This window comes from Pseudomonas defluvii (genome assembly GCF_001695625.1).
Taxonomy (GTDB): Bacteria; Pseudomonadota; Gammaproteobacteria; order Pseudomonadales; family Pseudomonadaceae; genus Aquipseudomonas; species Aquipseudomonas defluvii.
In genome coordinates this window covers 1-568 of the sequence record NZ_MBPN01000318.1, presented here as the reverse complement: position 1 = coordinate 568, position 568 = coordinate 1, and the positions used below count along the sequence as shown (strand labels likewise).

Here is a 568-nt window from a genome sequence, read left to right as displayed (position 1 = left end):
TCGAGTCATTAAAAAGCAGGCGCCGTCCTTCGTTGATAATGGCATTATTAGCGGTGTGCCATGCAACATCAAGCTGGCTCGCAACACGAGATACCGACAGATGATCCAGCACGATGGCAGCTAATGCCCAGCGTATCGCCCCATATGAAAGCTTTGAACGTGGAGGTGCTGCACTGTTTGTATCTTCATGCCAGAAACAGCCGCAAGCACAACGCCAGCGACGGATACGCAGCAGCAATCTGGTTGGTCGTTGTCCGTAAGGTGTGTGAGCAAGATGCCTATCGACAGTACCGCGTGAAACACCAGCAGCCCCGCACTTGGGGCATGGCTCGGGTGCTTTGGTTAAACGACATTCGATGACGGCGCGCTCTGCACAAAGATGTTGTCCAGTGGCAGTCAGGCCGAGGTTATTCAGTTGGCAAAAGCTGGAAAGATCAGGGCTAGAAAAGGTAAGATTGTTCACGTCGGGGGCTTAGTTTTTGTTGGTGTGAGAGCTTACATTTTCTAAGATCCTCGACTCCTTTTCCAGCCGGTCAGATTTTTTCTACACCCTTAAATGCGAAGAGCC

1 pseudogene is annotated in these 568 nt (G+C 51.2%); it reads right to left on the bottom strand.

Annotation, left to right across the window (positions count from 1 at the left end):
* Positions 1–463, bottom strand: a pseudogene (locus EKA13_RS27545) (ISL3 family transposase); the annotation flags it as partial.
* Between the last annotated feature and the right edge of the window lie 105 nt (positions 464–568).